General features: G+C 61.6%; 3 protein-coding genes. 1 reads left to right on the top strand and 2 read right to left on the bottom strand.

Going from position 1 to position 4,688, the window contains the following annotated elements; all coding sequences use genetic code 11:
- Positions 1–195: 195 nt before the first annotated feature.
- Together AB7F49_RS38215 and AB7F49_RS38210 are read right to left on the bottom strand one after the other, a co-directional pair.
- Positions 196–1,125, bottom strand: coding sequence for an ABC transporter permease (locus tag AB7F49_RS38215; protein WP_428532878.1), 930 nt, complete (start codon positions 1,123–1,125; stop codon positions 196–198).
- Positions 1,126–1,186: 61 nt separating this feature from the next.
- A complete protein-coding gene (locus tag AB7F49_RS38210) occupies positions 1,187–2,374 on the bottom strand; it encodes a quaternary amine ABC transporter ATP-binding protein (RefSeq protein ID WP_428532875.1) in 1,188 nt (395 codons plus the stop codon).
- 449 nt (positions 2,375–2,823) lie between these two features.
- Here AB7F49_RS38210 and AB7F49_RS38205 point away from each other — a divergent pair, with 449 nt between their 5' ends.
- Positions 2,824–4,473, top strand: coding sequence for a BCCT family transporter (locus AB7F49_RS38205; protein WP_428532872.1), 1,650 nt, complete (start codon positions 2,824–2,826; stop codon positions 4,471–4,473).
- Positions 4,474–4,688: the final 215 nt, after the last annotated feature.

Below are 4,688 nucleotides of genomic sequence, written 5' to 3'. Positions count from 1 at the left end.
GTGGCTCCTTCGCCCGGCATTTCCTGCGCCGTGGCGAGAGAAACCGGTGCCGCCCAAAGGGCTGCGGCCGACACGCCGACCATCAGGAATTGCGAGAGATGTGATCTCTTCATTGGGAAGTCTCCTTATTCATGTGATGTTGCCTGCGCTTTTGCAGGATACGGGGACCGCCCGGGAGGGCGGCCGCGACAAGCGTCAGCTTGCCCGTTCGGTTTCGCCGGGAGCGTATGCCCTCGGCGAAAAAAGTGATTTCAATGTCGCCGCCAGGGACACGGTGCGGACGGAGCGCTTCTCGCCCAGCCCCTGGGTGATTCGGTCGAGCATGATGGCCAGCAGCACGATGCCGATGCCGCCGGCGGTGGCATTGCCAACATCGAGGCGGCCAAGACCTGTGTAGACCGTGAGGCCGAGCCCCCCGGCCCCGATCAGCGCCGCAATGACGACCATCGACAGCGCCAGCATCAGGGTCTGGTTCAAGCCAGCCATCACTGTGCGCAGCGCCAGCGGGAATTGGACCTCCCACAAGGTCTGCCATGCCGTCGCGCCGAAAGCGGTCGCAGCCTCCACGAGATCGCCGCGGACGTTGCGGATGCCCAGATTGGTCAAGCGAATGACCGGAGGCAGCGCGAAGATGATCGTCGCAATGATGCCCGGCACCATGCCGACCCCGAAAAGCATCACGATTGGCACTAGATAGACGAAGGACGGGATTGTCTGCATGATGTCGAGCACGGGGCGAAGCATCGACTGGAACCGGTCGCTGGCAGCGGCGGTTATGCCCAACGGAATGCCGATCACGGTGCAGAAGAATACCGCCGTAACGACCATAGACAGCGTCGTCATGGTTTCCGGCCAAAGCCCGATCATGTCGATGAATACCAGTGCGACCAGCGTGAAAATGGCTACGCCTCGTCCGGCAGTTCGCCAGGCGATCACGGAAAACCCGACGGTGAACAGGACCATAGGGATCGCGTTAAGCACGCCGTCCAGCGCGTTCAGCACCTGCGTGATCGGCCACTGCATGGCCCGGAACGCAGGTCGGAAATTCGGCACCAGCCAATCCTTCACAAAGAAGTTGACCCAGTCGTCCAGCGGTATTGTGAGGAAGTCAGATGGGCTGACCATGGATGTCTCCTTCGCCGGGGCGTTCCCCGGCCGATTTGTCGGTCCGGCGCGAAAAGAAGGCTCAGGCCGCGGCGGCTTCGCCAGCGAGTTTTGCGAACACGGCCTGCGGCGCGATGACGCCGTCCAGGCGACCCTTCCGGTTCGTGACGGCGATAGGCAGTCCGAATTGTGCCAGGGGATACAATTCAAAGAGCGGCGTGCTGCGCCTTGCCGATGGAAAATCGGTGATCAACGCACTTGCCAGTGCACCACCATTGTCGCGCATCAATGCCGTCAGGTTCCGGTAGGTGACTGCGCCCGCAATGCGCTCGCCGTCGAGGACGTAGATCGCATCGCTTCCGGCCGCCTCCATGCGCTCGATGGCGCTCTTGGCGGTGTCTGTTGATAATTGCACCGCGTCGGCAGGTCCTGCGACACTGCCCGCGGTGAAGACGCGCGAACGGTCGATGTCCTGGGTAAAGGCGGCGACGTAGTCGTCGGCAGGATTGGCGACAATCTCTTCCGCCGTTCCAGTTTGCACGAAACGCCCGTTGCGCATGATCGCGATCTGGTTGCCGAGGATGAGCGCCTCATTGAGATCATGGGTGATGAAGATGATCGTCTTCTTCAGCGTCCGCTGCAGTTCAAGCAGTTCTTCTTGCATATCGCGCCGGATGAGAGGGTCCAGGGCGCTGAAAGGTTCATCCATGAGAAGGATTTCCGGCTCCGTGGCAAGTCCGCGGGCCAGGCCGACCCGCTGCTGCATGCCGCCGGACAATTCATCGGGGTAGCTGTCGGCACGAGACTCCAGGCCGACCTGGGCGAGCGATTCTAAGGCGCGTCTGCGCCGCTCCTCTGCGGGCACGCCCTTGATCTTCAGCCCGAACGACACGTTTTCTGCGACGGTCTTGTGCGGAAACAGCGCGAAATGCTGGAAGACCATTGAAACCTTGTTGCGGCGGATGTCGCGAAGACGCGCCGCCGAACAATTCGCAACATCGTCGCCGTCGATGATGATTTGCCCAGCGCTCGGCTCGATGAGGCCGTTGATCATCCGGACAAGAGTCGACTTCCCCGATCCGGAAAGTCCCATGACTACGAAGATCTGCCCTTCTTCGACATCGAAGCTGGCGTCCTGGACGCCGACAGTATGCCCGGTTTCCTCGAAAATGGCTTCCTTCGAGCGCCCCTTCTTGAGCAAATCAAGTCCGCGGTGGGGTTCAATTCCGAATATCTTGAAAACGTTTTTGGCTGATACTTTAACTGGCATGTCTACTTTCGATAGAGGTATCCGAAATCTATAGTATCGGAAAAAATATGCCGACAGCAGAATTCGAGCAAAAGCTCCACATCTCGCAATGAATTACGAGCGCAGCCGACAGGGCAAGGGATGTACTGGGACTATAGGGATTCGTATCCGCTGATGCAACCCGTTGGCCGTGGAGGTGATCGCGTGAAGCGATCAACGATCACAAGCCAGGAGATCGAACGGGCTCGCTTCGAACCTAAACGCATATCGTACGCGAATTGCTTCCAGCCGCCGCATCGCGGGCGCACGATGCCATGCAGGGCGCGCCGAGCGGGGATGGCCGATGGTGATTGTATCGCCTCCAACGTCAGGCGGGGATCTTCTGCCGTTGCACCGATATCTCCGTTCCTGTGATAGGCTGAGGTGGGGAATCGAAGGGGCAGCCGATTTCAAGTGAAGGGGAGAACGCCATGACCGACACTCAATCGACGGGGATTCCGGATCCTGAGGGACCGACAAATGTCATCGAAACCGACTACGAGGTCGGTCAGGACAACGTTCGCAGGGGGATGGGGGCCCTGTCCTTCGACGTCCACAACCCTGTCTTCGCGATCTCGGGGTTGGTAATCGTCGCCTTCGTCATCATCACGCTGGCGCTGCAGAACGAGGCGGATGCCTTCTTCACAGCCCTTCGCGACTGGCTTACCGCCAATCTCGATTGGTTCTTCCTGATCTCCGGCAACATTTTCGTCCTGGTCTGCCTGGCGGTGATCGTGCTGCCGTGGGGCTCGATCCGCATCGGCGGGCGCGACGCGACGCCCGATTTCACCTATTCTGCATGGTTCTCGATGCTGTTTGCCGCCGGCATGGGCATCGGGCTCATGTTCTACGGCGTGGCCGAGCCGATCGGGCATTACGACGCGGCGTTCGGCGGCGTAACCGCCGAGGGCGGTGCGCGCACCGATTGGGCGCCGCTTGGCGGCGCCGCGGGCGACGCCGAGGGAGCGCGACGCCTCGCGATGGCGGCAACCATCTTCCATTGGGGACTGCATCCCTGGGCGATCTATGGTGTCGTCGCTCTCGGGCTTGCGCTCTTCACCTACAACAAGGGGTTGCCGCTGACGATGCGGTCGATCTTCTACCCGATCTTCGGCGAGCGCATCTGGGGTTGGCCGGGCCACGTCATCGATATCCTGGCGGTCTTCGCCACGCTGTTCGGGCTCGCCACGTCGCTCGGGCTCGGTGCGCAGCAGGCGAATGCGGGGCTAACCTTCCTGTTCGACATGCCTGACACGGATACGTCGAAGGTGCTGCTGATCATCGGCATCACGGCGGTCGCGACGCTCTCGGTCGTGGCCGGACTCGATGCCGGTGTCCGCCGGCTTTCGGAGATCAACATGGTGCTGGCGGCACTGTTGCTGCTGTTCGTCATCCTCGCCGGCCCAACTCTGACGATCATCTCAGGCTTCTTCCTGAACCTCGGCGCCTATGTCGAACACCTGCCGGCGCTGTCCAACCCGTTCGGGCGCGAGGACGACAATTTCCGACAAGGATGGACGGCCTTCTATTGGGCGTGGTGGATCTCGTGGTCGCCTTTCGTCGGCATGTTCATCGCCCGCGTCAGCCGCGGCCGCACTGTGCGTCAGTTCATGATCGCGGTGCTGCTGGTTCCCTCGCTCGTCTCGGTGCTCTGGATGACGAGCTTCGGCGGGACGGCCATCAGCCTCGTCGGCGAAGGCTTCAGCGACATCACGGATGCGGCGCTCGAGCTCAAGCTCTTCGCCACCCTCTCGCATCTGCCGCTGACCACGATCACCTCGCTCGTCGGCATCATTCTGGTGATTGTCTTCTTCTGCACCTCGTCCGACTCAGGCTCACTGGTGATCGACACCATCACCGCCGGCGGAAAGGTCGACGCGCCGGTGGCGCAGCGCGTCTTCTGGGCGACGTTCGAGGGGCTGGTCGCGATCGCCCTGCTACTGGGCGGCGGCCTCGCCGCGCTACAGGCGGCGGCGGTCTCCACAGGCCTTCCGTTCACGATCGTTCTGCTGCTCGGCTGCTACGCATTGGTGCGCGGCCTGATGTCCGAGCCGCGTGGTGGGGCCGCGGCAACTCCCTGATACATCATACATCCGGCAGGAGGGGTATGGCCCCTCCTGCACATTTTATCCGAGCGAGCTGTCCAACAACCGCATGTCGGTGGTTCCTGGCTGGCTAAGTTGATCTCTCGCTGGCTGTAAGCCAGTCATAGCAGGGCGGCGGTTGCAAATGCGGCCCCGATCAATGTCCGGCGCGCGAGGGCGGGCGGCATGATGGTCATGGCCGAAGCTCCGAA

This window comes from Pseudorhodoplanes sp. (assembly GCF_050250235.1).
In the GTDB taxonomy this organism is placed as follows: Bacteria; Pseudomonadota; Alphaproteobacteria; order Rhizobiales; family Xanthobacteraceae; genus Pseudorhodoplanes.
Note: the sequence above shows the minus strand (reverse complement) of the source record. Positions and strands in the feature narration are given on the sequence as shown.